This window comes from Vibrio sp. vnigr-6D03, from assembly GCF_002835515.1.
GTDB lineage: Bacteria > Pseudomonadota > Gammaproteobacteria > Enterobacterales > Vibrionaceae > Vibrio > Vibrio penaeicida.
Map to the genome: position 1 here is coordinate 46,241 of NZ_PIZL01000008.1, position 23,330 is coordinate 69,570.

The following is a 23,330-nucleotide window of genomic DNA, read 5'->3' on the forward strand; positions in this document are numbered from 1 at the left end:
GTAAAGACTCTGGGTACATATAAGCAGAAAATTATGACATATCGACAATTGAAATGTTAAGTAAAAGTTACATTTAATTAACATTTTGTTGCAAAATGAGCTTTAGCGCTGTGTTCAATCGTCGCATCTCTTCATCACTGCCATTCGCGTCGGGATGATATACGCGGCAGAGCTTTTTGTAACGGTTCTTGATCACATCTTTTTTAGGCAAACGTTTGGGGTTAAATCCGAACACCGCACATGCGATATGAAACTTCTGATCTTTAGTGGCAGACTTGAGTTCTTCCAGCATTCCGTTTTGTTTTAGAATTTGTTTATGTGCTTTCTCTAGCTCTCTTCTGAGTTTCTTGGATTGCTGTGATTGGTCCGAAACCTTGCTTTCTAATGCCGCATTTTTGTTATTTCTTCGACTCTTGCCGACAAGTATCATAGCAACGAGCGTTAGCACGAATAGAGCGAAGCCTGCTGAGCCGTATATGATCTCTTTTTCGTATTTGGTTAGATACCAATCCAAGTCTTTTTTAATGGGAGGAGGCGGTGCGTTTTGTGCATTCTGTGATTCGGAGGAGACTCGCTCTTCGTGCGCTTTGTCTAATTGATCAAATTGACCAAGTTGCGCTGCTTTTCTGTGATTGAATTGATTTTCCAGAACGCGGTTGTACGCGTTTTCTGCTTGGTGGCTGTTGTTTTCTAGCGCCACTCGATACCACACTTCTGCGGTTTCTAAATCACCAATGTTCTTTGAATCACGATATAAACGTTCATAAATGGCACCAAGCTTTAACTGAGCTCGTGCAAGCCCTTGAACGGCAGATTTGGTGTACCAATAGACTGCTTTATCTCGGTTTTCTTCAATAGCGAGCCCTGAGTCATACGCATTAGCGAGTTTGAGCTGAGCCAAAGGGTATCCGTTTTCAGCCGAATTCCTAAGCCAAACAATGGCAGATTGAGGATCTTTGGGAACCCCATTGCCTTGAAAGAACGCCTGAGCCAAAGAGTACTGAGCAACTGGGTCTTGTTTGTTTGCTTTTGATTCCAATTCCTCAATAGAGGCAGCATTAGCTTTCGATAGCACAATGGAAAAGAAGACAGCGGTAATAAATAAAAAAGGTTTCATATAGCCAATTCGATAGAGATAAAAACAGCCCCAGAGGGGCTGATTTTATACCCAAATCACCTCAAGATGCTAGGGCATAACAATAAACGTAATACACCGTTAAGTTTAGTTGAGCTTCTATCAATATGCTGGATTACATGGGCAGTATTTGAATCTCGACACGTCTATTGCAAGCGCGTCCTTGAATTGTCGCATTGTCGCAAATAGGATGGCGCTCGCCATATCCTTTTGCGTCGATTCTTCCTGATTTGATTGATTGCCCAACAAGATAGGATTCGACCTGCATGGCACGCTGCTCGGATAATACTTGATTGGTCGTGTCATTACCGGAGCTGTCAGTATGACCATTAACGACAAGTTTAGTCTCAGGGTAGCGTGCGATTACAGCGGCAACCCCGTTTAGTGTTTGGTGAATTGAACTGTCTAGTGCAAAAGATCCAGATTGGAAACCGATCCCGTTTTCCATGATGAGTAATAGTTGGTTTTCGTCGAGTCGTTGGACTTGTACGCCTGAATTGACCAATGTGTTGCGGAGCTCAGCTTCTTGTTTATCGAAATAATAGCCGACCCCACCGCCAACAGCAGCACCGCCCAGCGCGCCATACAACGCTCGCCTTTGTCTGTCTTTGCTGTCGTTACCCGTGACGGCACCAGCAGCTGCGCCAGCTAATGCTCCGAGGATGACACCTTTCGTCGCGGAATTAGTTTCAGTCTGGCCAGTTGTCACATTGTGACGCTGAGTTGCTTGGCAACCAGTTAAAGCAAAAGTGCCGATCAGAAGATAGGATAGAAATTTCATAGATGCCTCACTTATGTATATCGTGCTTCATACGTTATATTTTTAATAATACAATATGTCGTTCTGTTTGTGTTTATATACAAAAAACGCCCGACTGGGCGTTTATGGAATTCTGTGTGTTGAATTGGATATTTGTCGAATAAGTTACTTGAGGAGTTTGGGCGCCTGTCCACCTTCGACGGGGCGGTTAACGGATACGCGGCGACCTTTTTTCAAACCAACTTCGTAATCAGCAGTAATGTTCTTCATCGCTTCTTTTAATTGTTGTTTGAAGGTTTCACGATCAATGTTTTGGAATTCTTTGTCGATGTAATTATTGATTTTATTGTTAGAGTCATCATCTGGTGCAATTTCGGGCAGCTTCTCTAAAGCACCTTCGATCCAACCAGAAAGAAAAGAAGAAACACGTCGTTGAACTTCGGCGCTGCTTGTACCAGAGCCAGCAAAGCCATTTCTAAATTGACCGGTTTGTTCATTCATTTCGCGATAAATGATATCGAAGGCGAACGCAGCAAAAATAGCTCTGTCGGCTTCACCTATAAACTCTAACTTCTTGAGACCTTTGTGGTTAAGCAAAACAGCTTCAACACCAAACTTAGTGTTAATCCCTCTAATGATCCTAAGCAGAGTAGAAGAAACACTAGCGGGTAGCAGGTGGCTGGACTGTGTTTTTCCCATCTTGATAAATTCGATATCGTCTTTATCAAGCCCGTATTTGAGCATTAAGCTATGCGCCATTTTAATAGCGTTAGCGGCTTCGTTTACGTTAGCAGAGTTACCTAGCTCCAAACATTTGGCAATTTTCTTTAGGGCTTTTTTTTTGTCCATGTCCACAGCAAGTCAATTTGAAAAGTCGACCATTTTACCGTGTTAGAAAGGAGAGGGGAAGAGGTATGCGCCATAGATGATGAAAACGCCACAGTAGGTTTACCGTGGCATTTGAAAGTTTAAATGTTCAAGCAACTTAACACATTGAAATTAGCCTGTTGTACTAACTTGAGTGCGTGTGCTGTTTAGATGCCCAGCTCATCAAGCAAATCGCTCGCAATATCGTCTGAAGGTGGAATGTCTTCCACTTTTGTCGTTGACTTTGCTTGCTCTTGCTCGAGAATATCATCAACGCTAGCTTCATCTTCTGCTTCAAACTCTTCAAGCTGGATAAATTCCGTCTTGTCCATTGCGAGTTCTAAATAGAAGATGTTGTTTTTCTCTGTAGAGAAAGACACACGTCGCGCTTGCGGTCTATCTAAGTTCGTATCAACCGAAAGCATAACCTGCTTGTTAATGGCCAGCATTTTAGGTTGGTTTTGCGTAATGTTGGTTTGCAGTTCTTTACGGATTTTATTCGTAAAGTCACCAACAAGTTGGTTCATCAGTTCACCTAGAACATCACCGACTTCATCAGAAGTGTGCAAGATGGCGAGCTCTTCTTCTGGCATACCCATGTTACGCATGTAGTTTTGATAGAGCTCTAGCGCAGACTGAGCCGTAAAGTTGATGACTACCAACCCCGAAAACCCACCATCAAACAGTACAAAACATCCAAAATCAGGTTTTAAACTTGTTTTATTGATCTTTTGTACCATAGCTGAGTATGAGATTTTAGAATTCGTAGCAGATTGAAGCACACCAGAAACCGATTGACACAGCTTTAAAAGGATATCTTCTGTTGTAACTATTTTATTTTTTTTCATATGGAATTCGCTTAACAACGATAGGAGAAAATGTTTGCTTGTATTGAAGTGTGGACGAAAAATTCAAAAAAGTAAGCAAACGTTTTAATTTCATGCGTACTTTCTGTTTTTATCAAGCTCTGAAATGTTGTAAAGTGACGAAAATCAAAAAATAAATCGCAATGTCTAAACCATTTTTATCCCGGCTGAACGGATCAGCCAATAGGGAGCAGGAAGCATAATGTTACCAAGACTACAACACCAATCGGATGTTGATCCTTTAGTTAAACAATACCTCGAAGAACTTCAAAGTGCTGGTTTTACAGGCGATATTGAGTCTATGTACTCTAGTCGTTTGGCTGTAGCTACTGATAACAGCGTATACCAGCAGTTGCCTCAAGCCGTTGTTCACCCCAAAACGACAGAAGATGTACAGCTGATTGGACGTATCGGACATCAGCCGGAATATCAAAAAGTGACGTTTTCACCGAGAGGTGCCGGAACAGGGACAAACGGGCAATCTTTAACAAAAGGTATTGTTGTCGACCTTTCTCGTCATATGAACAAGGTGTTGGAAATTAACGAGAAAGAGGGTTGGGTTCGAGTACAAACTGGGATCGTAAAAGATAAGCTGAACGATGTCGTTCGCCCGTACGGTTATTTCTTTTCCCCGGAACTTTCTACCAGTAACCGTGCGACGCTAGGCGGTATGATCAATACCGATGCCTCTGGGCAAGGTTCGCTCGTGTACGGCAAAACCTCGGATCACGTATTGTCACTTCAGGCTGTTTTTACTGATGGCTCACTCATTGAAAGTGATCTCAGCGATGCAGACCCTGAAGAAGGGACCTTTGCTCATCAAGCGTTATCCGTTACTGAGCAAGTCTGTCGCCAAAAACGTGCAGAAATTGTAGACAAATTCCCTCCACTCAACCGCTTCTTAACGGGTTATGATTTAAAAAACGCCTTAAATGAGGAAGAGGATTCATTTGATTTCACTCGTGTATTGTGTGGAGCGGAAGGGTCTCTTGCCTTTATTACTGAAGCCAAACTTAATCTCACTTTGATTCCGAAAGCCAGAACGCTTGTAAACGTGAAATACAACACGTTTGATTCTGCGCTTAGAAACGCCCCTTTTATGGTTGAAGCAAACGCTCTGTCTGTTGAAACCATCGATTCTCGTGTATTGAATTTAGCGAAGCAGGATATTGTTTGGCATACCGTGAGCGAGTTGCTTACGGACGTTCCTGGCAAAGAAATGCTAGGTATCAACATCGTTGAATTTGCTGGTCAAGATGGCGAACTGGTCGAGCATCAAGTCTCAAGCCTGACGAGCAAGCTTGACCAAATGTTGGAGAGTGAAGAAGGCGGCATTATTGGGTATCAGGTATGTAACGATCTCGCGAGCATTGGTCGTATTTATGGCATGCGTAAAAAAGCGGTTGGTTTACTTGGTGCAGCAAAAGGGAAAGCAAAACCCGTCGCATTTGCAGAAGATACCTGTGTGCCACCTGAAAACTTAGCGGACTTCATTCAGGAGTTTCGTGAGTTGTTAGACGCTAAAAATTTAAACTACGGAATGTTTGGTCATGTTGATGCTGGCGTACTCCACGTTCGCCCTGCCTTAGATTTATGCGACCCAGAACAAGAAGCGTTGATGCATCAGATTTCTGATGACGTGGTTAAGCTTGTCGCCAAATATGGCGGATTGATGTGGGGTGAGCATGGTAAAGGGTATCGTTCTGAGTACGGTCCTGAGTTTTTTGGAGAGTCACTATTTTTAGAACTTCGCCGAGTAAAAGCCGCGTTTGATCCTCTCAATAAAATGAACCCGGGCAAGATATGTACTCCGCTAGGCAGTGATGCTGAATTGGTTCGAGTGACCGACGCCAAACGTGGAATGTATGACAGGCAAATCCCCGTAGAAGTGCGTGATAGCTTTAAGCAGGCCATGGAGTGTAATGGTAACGGATTGTGCTTTAACTACGATACCAGCTCCCCAATGTGCCCATCGATGAAGGTAACAGCCGACCGTCGCCATTCACCTAAAGGTCGGGCAGGGATGGTGCGAGAATGGCTTAGGCAGCTGACTGAGCACGGGATTGATATTCTGGATTTAGAGCAGCAAACTTTGAAAGGCAGTGCTACGATTAAGACGCTTCTGAACCGAGTAAGAAATACGATTAACAAACGTCATGAGTATGACTTTTCTCATGAAGTATACGAAGCGATGAATGGGTGTTTAGCCTGTAAGGCTTGTGCAAGTCAATGTCCGATAAAAGTGGATGTGCCGAGCTTTCGCTCTCGCTTTCTCAATATTTACTACTCTCGATACCAGCGTCCGGCTAAAGATTATTTGGTCGCCAACATTGAAACCATGTTGCCATTGATGGCCAAAATCCCCAAAACCGTGAATTTAGCGTTGAATCAAAAGTGGATTCAGTCCTTAACGGTGAAAACCGTAGGGTACGTTGATGCACCACTAATGAGTGTGCCAACGCTCGTTCAGCGCTTAAAGCCTTACGACAGCACGAAGTTTGATTTGAAATTGCTGAATGGGTTATCAGAGAGTGACAAGAAAGACTATGTACTCATTGTTCAGGACCCATTCACCAGCTTTTATGATGCGGAAGTGGTTGAAGACTTTGTTCTACTGGCTAGAAAGCTAGGGAAAAAACCTGTGTTATTGCCATTCAAACCCAACGGCAAGGCCCAGCATATAAAAGGTTTTCTTTCTCAGTTTGCCTCGTCGGCTAAGAACACGGCAGATTTTCTTTCACTGGTTGCAGATACAGGTATTCCAATGGTGGGAGTAGATCCTGCGTTAGTGCTTTGTTACCGCGATGAGTACCAAGAAGTATTGGGTGCAAAGAGAGGGGACTTTGATGTACTTACCGTTCACGAATGGCTATTGCCTCGATTGAACGAGCTGAATCTCTCTAAAGACAATGAAGATAAGCCTTGGTATTTGTTTGCGCACTGCACCGAGAAAACAAAAATGCCAAACGCAGAAAAAGAGTGGGGTGCCATTTTCTCCCATTTTGGCGCTCGATTAAATACTGTTCCTGTTGGGTGTTGTGGTATGGCTGGTACTTTTGGGCATGAAGTCGATAAACTTACTATGTCTAAAGATATCTATGGTCTGAGCTGGGAACCCAAGTTGGATTCTCTTGATAAGAGCCGCTGCCTTGTAACGGGCTACTCTTGTCGAAGCCAAGTGAAGCGATTTGCTAACGAGAAATTACAGCATCCACTGCAGGCTCTACTTACCTTGGTCTAAAGCCCAAACTTATCTGTAAGATAATAGAAAAAGCGAAGCTAAGGCTTCGCTTTTTCATTTTTTCTGGCTCTGTTCGTAGTGAGCGAATCGTTTTTAGGCTGCTTCCGCTTTTGCACGCTCAAACCAAGCAACAACCTGCTGCTTGTACTGCTCTCCATAAAGCCTTACAAACTGCCTTGTGTGTTCGTCTTTCTCGGATTGCAAAGCTTGAATTCGCTTTTCAATATAGCTCGGTGTTAATGAAATACCGCATTCAACGGTAATACAATGACGCCATTCGGCAAAGTTACTTGGTATAACAGACGTAGTCATAAATCCATTCCTGATTATGTTTTGTTATAACGTATCATTTTGGTGGGGTGATGAACATCACTCCTTGTCACTTTGCTAGGAAAGAGCGCAAAACGATGCATAGCCGTTTTGCTATCAATCTCAACAATCTAAAAAATTTATCACTTCAATATTTGTGGTTTTACTGCATAGAGTTCACTATTTGTTTTCATTTGGCTCATCTGAATAAAGGTCGTTGCGGTGCAAGATAATTTGTTCACGTTTCCGGTACTCAGCTATTTAGATTGCGAAGATTTGCTGCGTTTTGAACGTGCTAATCGGCAATGGTTTGAAACGTTTATCGATGAAAGACCGGAAGGCTTTTATTGCATGAAAGGCGTAAACCTACACATTCGAGAATGCTTGAAGGATTATCAAAGCATGACGATGCTGCCGACTTTGATAAAGAATGGTCGGGGTGAGATCCTTGGACGTGCAAATCTGCATGGTATTGATTTGAAAAAAGGTGAAGCGTGGGTGGGGTATCGAATTGCCGAACGCTCAAGTGGGCAAGGTCTAGCGACATTGGCGACTCAGCAATTGATTCATTATGCAAAAACCTACAGAGGTTTGAAAACGCTTAGGGCGTACGCAGCAACACAAAATGTCGCCTCGCAAAGAGTGCTTCTTAATAATCAGTTCCGACATACAGGCACAGTTAACGATTTCACCTGCATCAACGGCTGTATGATCGACTGCTATGAATACCGACTAAACCTTAACGTACTGTAGTTCGTTTTATCCGACACATTTTTCCTTGTGGCGTACTATTCGGTTTCGACCGTTGTGTTTCGCGCTGTACAGCGAGAGATCCGCATGCTTCATCCATTGGCTGATGTTGATGTCTGCGTTAGAAGAGGTTATCCCCGCACTGATCGACGCGGAAAGATTATTGTGTACACGTAGCTCGGACACTTTCTGCCTCAACTTTTCCAATCGGATATAACTGTCTTTCAAGCCAGACTTTCTATATAAAATCAAAAACTCATCGCCCCCCAAACGGAAAATGAAATCATTGGGACGAGCTGTTTCTTTGAAAACTCTCACCACCGACTGAATCATTTGATCGCCAACATCATGACCAAACCTATCATTCACTTGTTTGAAGTTGTCGATATCGATAAGCGCAATGGTGGAAGAAAGCCCCGTCTTCTGATGAAGCTCTAGTGCCGTTCCCAAAAATGCGTCGAGTTGAGCGCGGTTGTAAGCGCCCGTCATTGAATCAGTAATCGAAAGCTCTTTGAATCTGTCTTGCAGATTAAGAAACGAAGTGGTGACAAAAAGAGAAGAGAATGCAGTGATGGAGAGTGCCCCAACAAGGCGAAGTAGTGCGTAGTGGTCAATGTAGTAATAACCCGTAATGGCAACACCGATGATCATAATAATGTTAAAGACCAGCGATATTCTGGTGGGCATAACAAAGACAACGCATACCGCAATAGGAAACGCCCAATAGGACCCATTGATGCCTAGTATTGGGATAGCAAAAATCCCACATGCAACTAATAAGGTTACAGGAAGTAGATAACTGATCATGGGACGCTGTCGGGTGTAAAACCAATACACTTCGAGTAACAGCGAAAGCTCAAAAGTGATCAGTAGTGCAGCATAGACATACTCTCCCAGAACAACATTCTTTATTGAAAATGGCAGAAAGGTGAGCAATGAAACAATGGTAATAAAACGGAGCACTTTATGATGCTCGTTTAGCTCCAGTAGCCCGTAATTTGACGCCATCCACTCTGGCGTTCTTTTTCTCAGCATACGTAAACCTCATGTCGAGGCAGCACTTCTAACATTGAATCTTATGTTTGAAGTACCGGAAAGCAATATTACTTTACAAAAGTATAACAAACTCTATCGTAAATGGAGTCAAAGGATTGCACAGAAACTGAGTGGATTGTGAATTAGGCGACAAACTTGTAATAGAAGGCAAAAATAAGAATCCCGAGCAAAACTCGGGATTAAAGATATGGAGTGTGAATTTGACCTTAAGCGGCTTCGACTTGTGCGGCGATGAAGGCGTCTTTACGAGCATTAAAACGTTCGACTAAATCATCGACGGCTTCTTTTTCGTAAGGTTTAAGACCAGACGCAACCATGCGTTTGACGCCTTTTCCTACCACTTCACCATTTTCCGTAAAGCGAAAGTTAAGCGTTACTTGTCCGCGCTTTCCTTCAATATCAAACGTCGCACCTGCAAACTCGACAGAAGGTTCAGTCAAATCGATACGATTGAACTCAACTTCCATGCTTTCATACATTACGAGAGGGCGCTTACAGTTGATCATCATTTGTTTGTCCTCCATGAGAGGCACCATGATATGAGGGAAGTTCATGCCGGAAAACTGAACGTAAGATTTCGTTAGGCATTCAATGAACTTAGCGTCTGTCGATACATCACCTTCGTGGTGCATGTGCAAATATTCTTTGCCATTTGCATCGACGAGCGCGCTTTCTGTTTCTCCTTTTTCTTCAACAGACAACGCAATGCCTTCCGAAACCATTCCTGAGAAATCAAATCGCATTTTCTGGCTTACGCCTTCCTGATTAAGGAGAACGGCAAACAGCAAATCTCCAGGAACACAGAAGCGCTTGTTATCTTCATCATGGATTGGGTTGTAGTCGCCCGCCACTTTCTTAGCAAAATGACTTGCTTGCTGGCGAGTAAACTGGAATTGGTTGTCTTGGCTTGAGAAATAAGGTGTTAGAAACATAATTCACGGTCAATTACAAAAACTGCGGCGATTATATCCGACATTTATGGGTAAATGGTCTATCCAGTGAAAATTAACCTCCCCAAAGGGAGGTTAATTTATGGTTATGTGCGCAAAAAGACAGTTTGTTCAAAAACTGATTAGACAGTTTCTATATCGAAGCTAACGTCTTTTCTGGCATTAAATGGTTGTGAACGGCAAGCTTTAACAGCGCATTAGCTTGTTCAATATCTGGAGCAAAGTAGCGATCCTTATCATAGAAGGACACTTTCTCTCTTAAGATGTTTTTAGCCTCTTCGACACGTGGAGAAGACTTCAGTGGCGCTCGGAAGTCCAAACCTTGCGCTGCTGATAGGTATTCAACCGCAAGGATCCCACGAGTATTTTCTGCCATATCGCGTAAGCGTCTGCCTGCAAACGTCGCCATAGATACGTGATCTTCTTGGTTTGCCGATGTTGGAAGGCTATCAATTGAAGCTGGGTGGGCTAGGGTTTTGTTTTCACTCGCCAATGCCGCCGACGTTACCTGAGCAATCATAAAGCCAGAGTTTACGCCGCCATTATCGACAAGGAAGGGCGGTAGCTTACTTAGTGCACTGTCGATCAGCAACGCCATACGACGCTCAGATAGGCTGCCTATTTCTGCAATCGCTAGTGCCAAGTTATCGGCTGCCATCGCTACAGGTTCTGCGTGGAAGTTGCCTCCCGAAATGATGTCGCCGTCATCTGCAAAAACTAATGGGTTATCAGAAACCGCGTTAGCTTCAACTTGCAAGGTTTCTGCGGAATTACGAATTTGCTGTAAGCATGCTCCCATAACTTGCGGCTGACAGCGCAGCGAATATGGGTCTTGAACTTTTTCACAGTCGGTATGGGATTCGCCGATCTCACTGCTGTTATCCAGTAGATATCGGTACGCTGCCGCGGCATCCATTTGGCTGCGGTGGCCACGAACTCGATGAACACGAGGGTCGAATGGGCGACGGCTACCTAACGCAGCTTCTACCGACATCGCACCACACACGGTTGCTGAGGCAAATAAATCTTCAGCAGCAAACAGGCCTTCCAACGCAAAAGCGGTTGAAGCTTGTGTACCGTTCAGTAGCGCTAACCCTTCTTTTGGTGCAAGGGTGATAGGCTCTAAACCTGCAATTTTCAGTGCTTCGATTCCGGAGATGATCTTGCCATTGTGGCGCGCTTCACCTTCACCGAGTAATACGGTGCTCATGTGCGCCAGTGGTGCCAAGTCGCCAGACGCACCAACCGACCCTTTTTGAGGAACGCACGGGTAAACTTGCGAATTAACAAGCGTGATCAGCGCATTAATGACTTGCAGTCGGATGCCAGAGTAGCCACGAGCCAGGCTGTTGATTTTCAAAACCATCATTAGGCGAACGGTTTCATCGTGCATCAGTGTTCCGATACCTGCAGCATGAGATAGTACAATACTCTTTTGCAGCACTTCGAGATCTTCTGGGGCAATACGCGTATTCGCTAAAAGACCAAAACCTGTGTTAATGCCATAAACGACTCGGTTTTCCGCAATCACTTCATTGACCACTTGAGTGCTTGCTTCGATACCCGGAATAGCCGATGGGTCGAGCGACAAGTTGACTGGCGCGCGGCTTACTTGGCGTAGCTGGCTTAAGCTGATGTTTCCTGGGTTTAGTTCTAAATTGATCATTGGTTTCTCACTCATTTCAGGCGGCTTAGTTCTTCGTTTAGCATTGGCAGATCTAATTTCTGCTCTTTCGCACAGTTTTTCGCGATGTCGTACCCTGCATCAGCATGGCGCATTACACCCGTTGCTGGGTCGTTATGTAATACGCGGGCGATACGTTCAGACGCATCATCCGAACCGTCACAACAGATCACCATACCGGAGTGTTGAGAGAAACCCATTCCCACGCCACCACCGTGGTGAAGCGATACCCATGTTGCGCCACCCGCCGTGTTCAACAAAGCGTTAAGCAGTGGCCAATCCGACACAGCGTCAGAGCCGTCCATCATACCTTCCGTTTCACGGTTAGGGCTGGCAACGGAGCCTGAATCTAAGTGGTCACGACCGATGACAACAGGCGCTTTTAGCTCACCGTTTTTCACCATTTCATTGAATGCTTGACCAAGACGTTCACGATCTTTCAGACCAACCCAACAGATACGCGCAGGCAAACCTTGGAATTGGATACGTTCACGAGCCATGTCGAGCCAGTTGTGCAAATGTGGGTCGTCTGGGATCAGTTCTTTGACTTTTTGATCTGTTTTGTAGATGTCTTCTGGGTCACCAGAAAGGGCTGCCCAACGGAACGGTCCAACACCTTCGCAGAACAAAGGTCGAATGTAAGCAGGAACGAATCCTGGGAAATCAAAGGCATTGTTCACGCCTTCTTCGAGTGCCATTTGACGAATGTTGTTGCCGTAGTCGAGTGTCGCCGCACCTTGGCTTTGCAAATCCAACATCGCTTGAACTTGAATAGCCATAGATTGTTTAGCCGCTTTCACTACACCAGCTTCATCTTCAAGGCGACGCGCTTTGGCTTCTTCCATTGTCCAACCTTGAGGAAGGTAGCCATTGAGCGGGTCGTGTGCCGATGTTTGGTCGGTGACGACATCTGGCGTAATACCTCGCTTAACCAATTCTGGGAAAACATCTGCCGCGTTACCCAATAAACCAACAGAGATAGGCGTGTCTGAGTCTTGGATCATTTGAAGTGCTTCATCAATGCTGGTGGCTTTTTTATCGACGTAGCCAGTACGCAATCGGTAATCGATGCGTGTTTCATCGCATTCTACGGCAAGCATTGAAAAACCGGCCATTGTTGCAGCTAGAGGTTGCGCACCACCCATACCGCCTAATCCACCGGTGAGTACCCAGCGTCCTTTTGCTTGTCCATCGAAGTGTTTTTTAGCCACCGCAACAAACGTTTCGTAGGTGCCTTGAACGATGCCCTGAGAGCCAATGTAAATCCACGAACCCGCCGTCATTTGCCCGTACATCATCAACCCCTCTTTATCGAGTTCGTTGAAATGTTCCCAGTTTGCCCAATGAGGAACGAGGTTGGAGTTGGCGATCAATACACGTGGTGCATTTTTGTGAGTCGGGAATACCCCAACAGGCTTACCGGATTGAACCAGCAACGTTTGATCGTCTTCAAGCCTTTCTAGAACCTCGACAATTTTGTCGTAGCATTCCCAGTTGCGAGCTGCACGACCAATGCCACCGTATACAACCAGCGCATGAGGATGTTCAGCAACATCAGGGTCAAGATTGTTCATTAACATACGCAGTGGTGCTTCTGTTAGCCACGATTTCGCACGAAGTTTCGTTCCATGAGGGGCACGAATGGTTCTTGTTGTATCGAGTCTTGGATCCGTCATCGGATACTCCTTTATGAATTCAGGTTATTGGGCAGACTGCCGTGAGCCATAGCTATTTGATGAAAAAAGCTATTTATGGGGCGTTAGCTAAGCCGCTAAGACTGGTTACGCGACATTGATGTTGCGATATCCCAACACAGCCGAGCGGCAAGCCTTGCGGTTTGACCGTCGATATCAAATCTCGGGTTGTATTCCGCAATGTCTGCAATTTTTAGTTTTTTATAGTTATTCAAAATTAATGAAAAATAGGGCGAGAAGGTCTCCATACTCACCCCTTTGGCTGCTGGTGCACTGACTCCTGGAGCCGTGGCAGCAGGGAAAACATCCAAATCGATGGTTAGATAAATCACATCGTTTTGGTCGATAAATCGTTGTAACTGAGTCAACTGCTTGGCTAGCGTACCAGCGTGCATTTGTGTGTCTTCGACATACCAAACCCCCAAATTGTCCGCGCGCTTAAACAGTGCTTTAGTGTTACTTGCTGCACTTACTCCTAGGCAGGCATAGTTAAATGCCCAGCCTTGTTTTTGGCAGTATTGGTGGATTTGATTAAATGGCGTTCCTGAGCTGGGTTGGATGCTTTCTTTCGCGGTCGTTAATTCAGAGCCGCTTAATTCAGAGCCGCTTAGTTCAGAGCTATTGAAATCCAAACCGTTAGAATCGAATACTCTCAGGTCAAAGTGAGCATCGAAATTGATTATGCCGACTCGGGGAGGGGAGACGTCTTTGCTGGGATCTGATTGTTCTTTTTGCTTCTGTTCTTTGATTAGAAACTTAGCCAACCCTAAGAAGGAAGCCCAAGCTATTTCATGCCCACCACCCAGGGTAACTGCTGGGGTGTGCTTAAGCGTGGAGGAAAGTACGTCTGCCAACGCATGTTGGCTCTGTTCTAGTTGATCGCCTTCGCAAACAACCGTTCCACCATCAAATAACTGAGTGGTTTCGTGCCAAGCCATATTGGCCAGCGCTTCCCGAATTTTGTTTGGTGCCGCTTGTGCTCCGGTTCGACCTTTATTTCTTGCTACACCAGCGTCACACGCGAAACCTAAGATGGTGACGTCGCCTAAGTTTGCATTATTTGGTGTGCCATGGCGGATGACATGATGAACCCGATGACCGAGCTCGCCGTCTTCTATATCGTTTCGACCTTGCCACTCAAACCTTTGTTTAGACATGAATCCATTCTCCGTTGACGATACGAGCATGTAAGTGCTGAATACCAACTTGATAGCTCAGGTCGGCTGGGTGTTCGATGTTCCATACAGCGAAATCTGCATCAAAACCGACTTGTATTTTACCTTTTCGATCTTGTAAACCTAACGCTTGAGCAGCGTTAACAGTGACACCTCTTAACGTTTCCTCCGGCGTTAAATTGAATAAGGTGCAGGCCATATTCATCATGAGTGTCAAGCTGGCAAAAGGGGAAGTGCCCGGGTTTATGTCGGTTGAAACTGCCATAGGGACTTGGTGTTGTCTCAGTAAATCAATAGGTGGTTTCTGAGTTTCACGTAGGAAATAAAACGCGCCGGGCAGCAAAGTGGCGACACATCCGGCGCTTGCTACTGCTTTTACTCCGGCTTCATCTAGATACTCTATGTGGTCTACCGAAAGTGCGCCATGCTGCGCTGCCAACGCGCTGCCACCTAAGTTACATAGCTGTTCGGTGTGCCCTTTGACTTTAAGCCCGTGCTTTTTGGCACTTTCAAAAACGCGCTCAGTTTGCGCTAGGCTAAAACCAATGGACTCACAAAAAACATCGACCGCTGATGCCAACCCTTCCGTTGCCGCTGCCGGAATAATCTGGTTACAAACTAAGTCGATGTACGCATCGGGATTGTCGCGGTATTCAGGGGGAACAGCATGGGCGGCGAGTAATGTGGTTTCTACATGCACATCGTACTGTTCACCCAGTAACTTAGCGGCACGTAACATTTTGAGTTCGTCGTCCAGTGTCAGACCATAGCCAGACTTAATTTCGATCGCGGTAACACCAGAATTCAATAATGCTTCCATTCTTGGGCGGGAAAGCTCAACTAACTCTTCAATGCTTGCTGCTCGGGTGGCTTTCACAGTCGAAAGAATGCCTCCCCCTTGTTTGGCGATTTCTTCGTAAGGCACACCCGTTAACCGCATTTCGAATTCGTTAGCTCGATTGCCGGCATATACCAAGTGGGTGTGGCAGTCGATAAGGCCAGGTGTCACTAATTTATTTTGACAATCGATCGTGTCGGATTCGGGCACCTGCGCTGAGATTGAATCGCCAATAGCGTCGATTTTTCCATCTCTGATCAGCACTGACGTTGAGGGGGAAGCGGTGTAACCCTGTGTGCCAGTCACCATAGTGACTAATCTCGCGTTAATGAGTTTCCGAAGCATGATTTCATCTTTTGAATTTAAATGTATATACAAATAAATAGATGAATTAAGAAAACGGAGCAAGAGAGATGTTAGAAAAGTGTGATCATGGGAGTGAATTTGATGTGCTCAAAGCGAAATGTCTGAGCACATCAAGGGCGTAGATTGGGGATGGGTAACTGTGCGGCTAAATATCGATTTTAGAGCTTAGTTTATAGCGGGTTCCCGGGTGATAAAGCTGGGCAGAGCTGACTAGCTTATCACCGCTCCACGTCCTTCTATTCAGCAATAAACATGGCTCGTAGTTTTTCAGTTCTAGCGCGTCCCTTATGGTTACTTCGGGGTTAATCGCTTCTACCGTGTGTTCAATTGCACTCAGTGGGCAGTTATCCGATAGATACTGGTTTGGCGTGATGATTGAAAAATCCTGCTTAAGGTAGTTAGGGGCATAAACGGCGTTTACCCAACGCACTTCAAGCTGAATGGGCGTTTTGTCTTCAAAGTGGATAATTTCACTGTAAAAAACGTCGCTACCTAACATAACGCCTAGCTTTGTGGCTGTTGTGTCGTCTGCTTTAAGAGCTTTCTGAGTCAGTACTTGGCTGTGATATTGCTTCCCACGAGAAGACACTTCTTCAGCAATATTGCGAATATTGAGCAAGGGGGATTCGGCTTTCTCTTCCAGCGCACAAACGAACGTACCCAAGCGAGGTGTGCGTTTCAGTTTACCTTCAGACACCAAATCTCGAATGGCTTTATTCACTGTCATTCGGCTTACTTCAAATTGCTCTGTGAGTTCGAGTTCAGTCGCGATTCTGTGACCTACAGGCCAATCACCTGAATCAATTTTTTCCTGAATGTAGCGTTTGATTTGTATATATAGCGGAGCGCCTGTCATGACTGCTTCTGTCCTTTATTGACTATACAAATGATGCGCAATTTCCGCTCAGATAGCAAGTCAGTAACCTCACACTTTTTAACTATAGCGAGCCTACCGTACACCAGTCGTATCGAAATTGAGACTTAAATAAGTGTTCAAAATTCGATCAAAATCACGCTTTAAATCAACTTAAACGTTTAAGGTTAATTAAATGTTAAGAAAAAAGCTTCTAACCTCGCCTTCTAATTTTTCCCTTTTAGGTAATGAGCTGGCTTTCTAGACATCAACTACGCTGAAAACACGTTAAGAGGGAACTTTAAATGAAACGCTACCAAGTCCAGTTACTCGCTACCGCAGTCGCGGCATCATTATCTACAAGTGTATGGTCGCAAGATCTACTTTTTCCAGAAGGAGAAGGGTATTTCTCTTGGGATAACCTCAAAGCTTTCGAAGGGCTTAATCTAAAAGGGAAAACGGTAACGATGGCGGGTCCTTTCTTGGCTCCGGAAGACACCAAAATACGTAATGTACTCGCCTATTTTGAAAAAGCGACGGGAGTGGAGGTTCAATATTCAGGTTCGGATGGCTTTGAACAACAAATCGTGATTGATACTCAAGCAGGTAGCCCGCCGAATATTGCAGCGTTCCCTCAACCGGGGTTGGCAGCGGATTTGGCGTCTAAAAACTTGCTGGTGCCATTAGGCGATAAGTATTCAGACTATGTTAAAGAAAATTACGCAGCAGGTAATTCTTGGGTAGATCTGGGTACCTATAAAAATAAAGAAGGAAAAGAAGAGTTTTATGGGATTTTCTATAAAACCGACATTAAGTCTTTGGTTTGGTACTCCCCAGATAATTTTGAAGACGCAGGATATGAAACACCCAATTCAATGGAAGAATTGTTAGCGTTAACGGAACAAATGGCAAAAGACGGCAATACTCCTTGGTGTATTGGGCTTGGATCTGGTGGTGCGACAGGTTGGCCAGCAACAGATTGGGTGGAAGATATACTGTTAAGAACCCAAAAACCGGAAGTGTACGACGGCTGGGTAAATAACAGCATTAAATTTAGCGACCCACGCATTATTGATGCCATTGAGAAGTTTGGAACATTTGCGTTGAACGACAAATACGTCGCTGGTGGAAGCGCTTCTGTTGGCACTACGGATTTCCGCGACAGCCCTAAAGGCTTATTCACCGTGCCAGCTAAATGTTTCATGCATCACCAAGCAAGTTTCATCCCAGCGTTTTTCCCTAAAGGGACAGTTGTAGGTGAAGATGCCGATTTCTTCTATTTCCCTTCTTATGAATCCAAAGATTTGGGTAACCCTGTTCTAGGTGCTGGTGTGGCTTATGCGGTAACGAAAGATTCTGCAGCGACTCGCGCTGTGATGGATTACTTGCTGACTCCACTGGCAAATGAACTTTGGATGGCACAGGGTGGGTTCCTGTCGGCACACAAAGGCGTCAATGTTGCGACATATGAGAATGACGCACAGAGAAAGCAAGGTGAAATCTTACTTAATGCGACCACTTTCCGATTTGATGGTTCTGACTTAATGCCGGGTGCTGTGGGTGCTGGTTCCTTCTGGACGGGCATGGTGGACTACGTAGGTGGAGAGTCCGCTGAGAAAGTCACTAAGTCTATTCAGAAAAGCTGGGACGACATCAAGTAAAGCGACTATTCCAATAAAGTCAGTAGGTCAACAGACCTAGGTTAGCGACCAAGTGTCGCTAACTGCCAATAAGGGCGTAGTAATGAGCTTCGCCCTAACCATTCAATTTCTATGTTATGGAGAACGATTTTGATCGATCAACTCCTAGATTCTCTGTTTGCCATGCTTGTTGCAGTAATAGCATCGATTGCTTTTTACTACACGGCGTATTTTGGCTTAGAGAAAGCTTTATCCAGTAAGCATTTACAAGGCGAGGAAAAGCGAAAAAAGGATCAGCTTAGGCTTAAGCTGCAACCCTTTATTTTTGTTGGTCCTGCTTTGCTATTACTGCTTATATTTCTTGTTTATCCCGTTGTGGAAACCTTGCGTTTATCTATGTATGACCGAACGGCAACGGACTTCGTTGGTTTGAGTAATTACAGCTGGGCATTCGGGGATGAAGAATTCTCTCAAGCCATCTTAAACAACCTACTTTGGTTGATATTAGTGCCTACGCTAAGCACGTTTTTTGGCTTGGTGATTGCCTACCTTTCCGACCGAATCTGGTGGGGGCAGGTAGCCAAGACATTAATTTTCTTACCTATGGCTATTTCATTTGTTGGTGCCAGCGTCATTTGGCGATTTGTATACGACTACCGAGGTGCCGACAGCGACCAAATTGGGCTATTGAATGCCATTGTGGTGGCGTTAGGGGGAGAGCCTCAAGCGTGGATCGCCTTGCCATTTTGGAACAACATTTTGCTCATGGTCATTCTGATCTGGATTCAAACCGGATTCGCCATGGTGCTGTTAGGTGCGGCAATGAGAGGCGTGTCTGAGGAAGTACTCGAAGCAGCAAAACTCGATGGTGCGAACGATTTTCAAATTTTTGTCAAAATTCTGGTGCCTCAAATTATACCGACCATCTTAGTCGTGTGGACCACCATTACCATTCTTGTTCTCAAGGTCTTCGACATCGTTCTTACCATGACCAACGGTCAGTGGGATACCGAAGTGATGGCCAACCTCATGTTCGATTGGATGTTCAGAGGTGGAGGGGACTTCGGCAAAGGAAGTGCAATAGCCGTTGTTCTTATGGTAGCGGTCATTCCCGTTATGTTGTGGAACATTAAGAAGGCAAGGGAAGAGTGATGGAAAGAAACAAAAAAAAGCTGTCTGCAGGTACGCTTTTTAAACATGGCCTGATCTTGTTCTTCGTGCTGGCGTGGACTTTACCAACGTTGGGATTGTTGGTGAGCTCAGTGCGTGACAAAGACCAGCTTGCGATCAGCGGTTGGTGGACAGCCATGGTCACCACAGAACGAAATGAAGTGGTCAGAACAGGAAAGAAAGGCAGTGCCATCCGCGATGGTGACCAATATGTCATCGCAGGTAATTTGTTTGAAGAAAATTCAGGAAGAACGGTAGACAGCTGGGGTGAACGGGCGAAGGAAATCGACAAACATCAACCCGGTGAGGCTGTTGAGTTGAAAAACGGCAGCGTATTAACCGTGATGGAAAATGGTGAATATCGCTGGGAATCCAATGCGCCATTTACACATAAAAGAGGCAAACGGATTTTCCATGTGGCAAACATTCCACCTCGATTTACCTTTGAAAACTACATAGAGGTATTGGCTTCGGAAGGGGTAGGGCAAGCTTTTGTTAACTCACTGACGGTGACCATACCGGCTACGTTTATTCCCATTATGATCGCGGCATTTGCTGCCTACGGATTAGCGTGGATGGATTTTAGAGGCAAAAGCATCATGTTAGCCATCATTGTTGGCTTATTGGTTGTGCCATTACAAATGTCGTTGATTCCGGTGCTTAGGTTGTACAACGAAGTCGGAAGCTTTTTCGACGTGGCGACCAAATCGTATCCCGGTGTTTGGCTTGCCCATACAGGGTTTGGGCTACCGCTGGCGATTTATCTGCTGCGGAATTATATGGCGGGTTTGCCAAAAGAAATCATGGAATCGTCGCGTATGGACGGAGCCAATCACTTTCAAACCTTTATCAAAGTGGTGCTGCCTCTTTCATTACCCGCACTGGCATCGTTCGCTATTTTCCAATTCTTATGGGTATGGAATGACTTGCTGGTGGCCATGGTGTACCTCGGAAACAGTGGCGACAAGATTGTGCTCACGGCGCAACTTCGTGAACTGCTGGGATCGCGTGGGGATAACTGGGAAATTTTAACGAGTGGTGCGTTCATAACGATCATCGTACCGCTTGTCGTATTTTTATCGTTACAACGATATTTTGTTCGCGGATTGCTGTCCGGTTCGGTTAAGGGAGGATAATCATGGAAAATTCAAACATAGAATGGTGGCGCGGAGCGGTGATCTATCAGATCTATCCACGCAGTTACATGGACAGCAACGGTGATGGTATTGGCGACTTAAATGGGATAACCAGCAAGTTGCCCTACATTGCGAGCTTAGGGGTAGATGCGATTTGGCTATCGCCCATTTTTGCGTCGCCCATGGATGATTTTGGTTACGACATTGCCAACTACGTCGAAATTGATCCGATGTTCGGCACGTTGGACGATTTCAAAACATTGTTGGATGAAGCGCATAAGCTGGGGCTTAAGATAATTGTGGATCAAGTATACAGCCACAGCAGCGACCAGCATGCATGGTTTAAAGAAAGCCGACAAGACAAAACCAATCCCAAAGCCGATTGGTATGTATGGGCTGACGCTAAAGAAGACGGCACACCGCCGAACAACTGGCTTAGTATTTTTGGGGGTTCGGCATGGCAGTGGGATAGCCGTCGTCAGCAGTACTACCAGCACAACTTTTTAACCTCGCAACCTGATCTGAACTTCCATAACCCAGAGGTACAGCAAGCCACCTTAGATACAGCGAAGTTCTGGATGGACTTGGGGGTGGATGGATTCCGGTTAGATGTGGTGAATATGTTTTTCCACGACCAACAGCTAAGAGACAATCCACCCGTGAGAAAACCTGAAGAGCAGTTTGTGGGGACAGATAAGAAAAACCCATTCAGCTATCAATATCACTGCCACCAACTGACACAGCCTGAAAATCTGGAATTTTTGAAGAAACTGCGAGCGGTTTTGGATGAGTACCCTGATCGCTTTACTGTTGGTGAAATTGGCGCACCTGAAGGGTTAAAAGTGATGGCGTCTTACACTTCTAATGGCGACAAATTGCACTCTGCTTACACGTTCGAATTATTGGGTGAAGATCATAATGCGGCGTATATAAAAGATACGCTTGAACGCGTTGAAGAAAATCTAGGGTCGGGATGGCCTTGCTTTGCATTGAGTAATCACGATGTCGTTCGCAGCGTTTCTCGTTGGGGCACGGATAAGCAAGGCAACGTGCTGGACAGAGAAGCGTTAGCCAAAGCCAGCCTAGTCTTTTTACTTAGCTTAAGAGGCAGCGCTTGCATCTATCAGGGTGAGGAGTTGGGCTTACCAGAAGCGACGGTAGGGTTTGATGATCTTCAAGACCCGTTTGGCATTGAATTTTGGCCAGATTTCAAAGGGCGAGATGGCTGCCGAACCCCAATGGTTTGGAATAGCGATGGCGGGTTTAGCCAGAATGCTGAAACGTGGCTGCCAATAGAAACAGCACATTTGGCATTAAACCCAGAACTGCAGCAGCAGAAAGAAAACTCAGTCTTGCGCTTCGTGCAACGTTTCATTGAGTGGCGAAAAACACAGCCAACACTAAAAACGGGTCAGTTTAAGTGGCATCAACTGCACGCGGATCTGATCAGTTTTGAACGATTTGAAAATGGCACCCGCTTATTCGTCGTTTTGAACCTGACTGGCAACGACGTCGTCATCGAAAACTTAAGCGAAAAAGGGATTGATATCGCTTCTGTTGAAGACATCGGTTTACCGCATACGCTTTTGAATGATCAGTTAAGCGTGCCTTCGGCTGGTGGCTTAATTGCAAAGCTGGGTAAGTTAGTGGCTTCTGGGAATGAGGGAAAATAGATGGCATCGGTAACATTTAAAAATGTCAAAAAAGACTACAGCGGCACTCAGGTTGTTAAAGGATTTGACCTAGAGATTAGAGATGGTGAATTTGTTGTACTGCTTGGGTCTTCAGGCTGTGGTAAATCGACCACATTAAGAATGGTGGCAGGGCTAGAAGACATCAGCAGCGGAGAGATCTATCTTGATGATGTCTGCATTAACGACGTAGACCCGAAAGATCGCGACCTCGCTATGGTATTTCAAAGCTACGCCCTCTATCCCCATATGTCGGTGTACGACAATATCGCGTTTTCATTACAGCTGAAGAAAATGTCGAAAGACGCCATCGACAAGCGTGTTGAATGGGCCGCGGATTTGCTGGAGCTGACGCCATTACTCGAACGAAAACCCAAAGCGCTATCTGGTGGTCAACGCCAGCGTGTAGCGATGGGGCGAGCCATGGTTCGAACACCCAAGTTGTTTTTGTTTGATGAGCCATTGTCGAACTTAGACGCCAAGTTGAGGGGGCAAATGCGTGCAGAAATTAAAGGGCTGCACAAGGAACTTGAAACCACCACGATTTACGTTACCCACGATCAAGTAGAAGCAATGACGCTGGCAGACAGAATCGTCATCATGGAAAAAGGGATTATTGCTCAAATCGGCTCACCCAAAGAAGTCTTTAATCGCCCCGTGAACAAGTTTGTCGCAGGCTTTATCGGGAACCCAAGTATGAACATGATCGATACCATTGTTCAGCAAGAAAACGAGACAGCAGTGTTTCCTTTGAACGGAGAAAAGGTTCCTGTTCCAGAAGATTTTGAACGTCCCGCCAAAGGCAGTAAAGTGACCTTGGGACTTCGTCCAACCGACATTCACTTGAAACCGGAATTTGTGGGGCACACCAACTTTGCCGCCGTAAAATGTAAGCTGGTGGATTACGAACTCTTGGGGGCGAGCATGCTGATCCGCGCTGAAATTGGCGACCAACCGTTGTCTTTAGAAGTCCCTGCGGATGATGATTTTTCTTCAGAAAACAGCCATTTCACTGGGTATCTCGATCTGAACGCAATCCATTTGTTTGACTCAGAAAAAGGACAAACATTACGGAAGTAAACTGATAATCTATGTGGTCCGCATACAAAAGTGATGTTTAAAGGGGAAGCGACCCATCGGGGAATGGGG

19 protein-coding genes are annotated in these 23,330 nt (G+C 45.3%); 7 read left to right on the top strand and 12 right to left on the bottom strand.

What is annotated here, in order from left to right; genetic code table 11:
* Positions 1-73: 73 nt before the first annotated feature.
* From CW749_RS06935 to CW749_RS06950, 4 genes are all read right to left on the bottom strand, one after another.
* Positions 74-1,117 carry a tetratricopeptide repeat protein gene (locus CW749_RS06935; protein ID WP_101111302.1) on the bottom strand — a complete coding sequence of 348 codons (1,044 nt, stop codon included), beginning with the start codon at positions 1,115-1,117 and terminating at the stop codon, positions 74-76.
* Positions 1,118-1,250: 133 nt separating this feature from the next.
* The gene (locus tag CW749_RS06940) at positions 1,251-1,916 is read right to left on the bottom strand and encodes an OmpA family protein (RefSeq protein ID WP_101111303.1); all 666 of its coding nucleotides are present in this window, start codon (positions 1,914-1,916) and stop codon (positions 1,251-1,253) included.
* Between the two features lie 144 nt (positions 1,917-2,060).
* Positions 2,061-2,744, bottom strand: coding sequence for a DUF2786 domain-containing protein (locus CW749_RS06945; RefSeq protein WP_167404859.1), 684 nt, complete (start codon positions 2,742-2,744; stop codon positions 2,061-2,063).
* Positions 2,745-2,929: 185 nt separating this feature from the next.
* The gene (locus CW749_RS06950) at positions 2,930-3,610 is read right to left on the bottom strand and encodes a DUF3334 family protein (protein ID WP_101111305.1); all 681 of its coding nucleotides are present in this window, start codon (positions 3,608-3,610) and stop codon (positions 2,930-2,932) included.
* Between the two features lie 220 nt (positions 3,611-3,830).
* Between CW749_RS06950 and CW749_RS06955 the strand changes: the two genes are divergently transcribed.
* Complete coding sequence (locus tag CW749_RS06955; RefSeq protein WP_101111306.1) at positions 3,831-6,869, top strand: FAD-binding and (Fe-S)-binding domain-containing protein; 3,039 nt, start codon at positions 3,831-3,833, stop codon at positions 6,867-6,869.
* A 93-nt stretch (positions 6,870-6,962) separates the two neighbouring features.
* Here the strand turns inward: CW749_RS06955 and CW749_RS06960 are convergent, their stop codons facing one another.
* A complete protein-coding gene (locus CW749_RS06960) occupies positions 6,963-7,181 on the bottom strand; it encodes a hypothetical protein (RefSeq protein WP_101111307.1) in 219 nt (72 codons plus the stop codon).
* 219 nt (positions 7,182-7,400) lie between these two features.
* On the opposite strand from CW749_RS06960, the gene CW749_RS06965 reads away from it, so the two are divergent.
* Entirely contained in the window at positions 7,401-7,931 is a 531-nt protein-coding gene (locus CW749_RS06965; protein WP_101111308.1) for a GNAT family protein, read from the top strand.
* A 6-nt stretch (positions 7,932-7,937) separates the two neighbouring features.
* Here the strand turns inward: CW749_RS06965 and CW749_RS06970 are convergent, their stop codons facing one another.
* From CW749_RS06970 to hutC, 7 genes are all read right to left on the bottom strand, one after another.
* On the bottom strand, positions 7,938-8,963 hold the full coding sequence (locus tag CW749_RS06970) for a GGDEF domain-containing protein (RefSeq protein ID WP_101111309.1): 1,026 nt from the start codon (positions 8,961-8,963) through the stop codon (positions 7,938-7,940).
* A gap of 227 nt (positions 8,964-9,190) precedes the next feature.
* Positions 9,191-9,916 carry a DUF3581 domain-containing protein gene (locus tag CW749_RS06975; protein WP_101111310.1) on the bottom strand — a complete coding sequence of 242 codons (726 nt, stop codon included), beginning with the start codon at positions 9,914-9,916 and terminating at the stop codon, positions 9,191-9,193.
* A gap of 151 nt (positions 9,917-10,067) precedes the next feature.
* Positions 10,068-11,615: a histidine ammonia-lyase gene (hutH, locus tag CW749_RS06980; RefSeq protein ID WP_180958339.1), complete on the bottom strand. Its 1,548-nt coding sequence runs from the start codon at positions 11,613-11,615 to the stop codon at positions 10,068-10,070.
* Positions 11,612-13,294, bottom strand: a complete 1,683-nt coding sequence (gene hutU, locus CW749_RS06985; RefSeq protein WP_101111311.1) for a urocanate hydratase — start codon at positions 13,292-13,294, stop codon at positions 11,612-11,614. Before hutU ends, hutH begins: the two co-directional genes overlap by 4 nt.
* Before the next feature lie 95 nt (positions 13,295-13,389).
* Entirely contained in the window at positions 13,390-14,469 is a 1,080-nt protein-coding gene (hutG, locus tag CW749_RS06990; protein WP_237322354.1) for a formimidoylglutamase, read from the bottom strand.
* On the bottom strand, positions 14,462-15,670 hold the full coding sequence (gene hutI / locus CW749_RS06995; RefSeq protein ID WP_101111313.1) for an imidazolonepropionase: 1,209 nt from the start codon (positions 15,668-15,670) through the stop codon (positions 14,462-14,464). Before hutI ends, hutG begins: the two co-directional genes overlap by 8 nt.
* 166 nt (positions 15,671-15,836) lie before the next feature.
* The gene (hutC, locus tag CW749_RS07000; RefSeq protein WP_101111314.1) at positions 15,837-16,547 is read right to left on the bottom strand and encodes a histidine utilization repressor; all 711 of its coding nucleotides are present in this window, start codon (positions 16,545-16,547) and stop codon (positions 15,837-15,839) included.
* A gap of 302 nt (positions 16,548-16,849) precedes the next feature.
* Between hutC and CW749_RS07005 the strand changes: the two genes are divergently transcribed.
* From CW749_RS07005 to ugpC, 5 genes are all read left to right on the top strand, one after another.
* Positions 16,850-18,205, top strand: coding sequence for an ABC transporter substrate-binding protein (locus tag CW749_RS07005; RefSeq protein ID WP_101111315.1), 1,356 nt, complete (start codon positions 16,850-16,852; stop codon positions 18,203-18,205).
* Between the two features lie 129 nt (positions 18,206-18,334).
* Positions 18,335-19,336, top strand: a complete 1,002-nt coding sequence (locus tag CW749_RS07010; protein ID WP_101111316.1) for a sugar ABC transporter permease — start codon at positions 18,335-18,337, stop codon at positions 19,334-19,336.
* Positions 19,336-20,490 carry a carbohydrate ABC transporter permease gene (locus CW749_RS07015; protein ID WP_101111317.1) on the top strand — a complete coding sequence of 385 codons (1,155 nt, stop codon included), beginning with the start codon at positions 19,336-19,338 and terminating at the stop codon, positions 20,488-20,490. Before CW749_RS07010 ends, CW749_RS07015 begins: the two co-directional genes overlap by 1 nt.
* A gap of 2 nt (positions 20,491-20,492) precedes the next feature.
* On the top strand, positions 20,493-22,163 hold the full coding sequence (locus CW749_RS07020) for an alpha-amylase family glycosyl hydrolase (protein ID WP_101111318.1): 1,671 nt from the start codon (positions 20,493-20,495) through the stop codon (positions 22,161-22,163).
* A complete protein-coding gene (gene ugpC / locus CW749_RS07025; RefSeq protein ID WP_101111319.1) occupies positions 22,164-23,261 on the top strand; it encodes a sn-glycerol-3-phosphate ABC transporter ATP-binding protein UgpC in 1,098 nt (365 codons plus the stop codon).
* Positions 23,262-23,330 lie beyond the last annotated feature (69 nt).